Origin of the sequence: Oceanobacillus saliphilus, assembly GCF_023522835.1 — a bacterium.
Taxonomy (GTDB): domain Bacteria; phylum Bacillota; class Bacilli; order Bacillales; family Amphibacillaceae; genus Oceanobacillus; species Oceanobacillus saliphilus.
The window spans coordinates 1-266 of sequence record NZ_JALCZU010000168.1; the positions used below are offsets into that span (position 1 = coordinate 1).

At 52.6% G+C, this 266-nt stretch carries 1 protein-coding gene; it reads left to right on the forward strand.

Going from position 1 to position 266, the window contains the following annotated elements:
• The coding region (locus MN204_RS20810) for a BON domain-containing protein (protein WP_249872953.1) at positions 1–266 on the forward strand (266 nt) is incomplete at both ends.

Here is a 266-nt window from a genome sequence, read left to right on the forward strand (position 1 = left end):
GATACCAGCAGCAGCGCGGGTTCCAAAATCGATAGTTCTATGAAAAAAGTCGATGGCTTTATGGATGACAGCGGCATCACCGCCAAAGCCAAAGCCGCGCTGGTGGACGATGAAGCGATTAAAAGTACGGATATCTCAGTAAAAACGCAGCAAGGCGTGGTGACGCTGAGCGGTTTTGTCACCTCGCAGGACCAGGCTGAGAAGGCTGTGGCGCTGGTGCAGAAGGTGGAAGGGGTTAAATCCGTCAGCGACAAACTACACGTTAG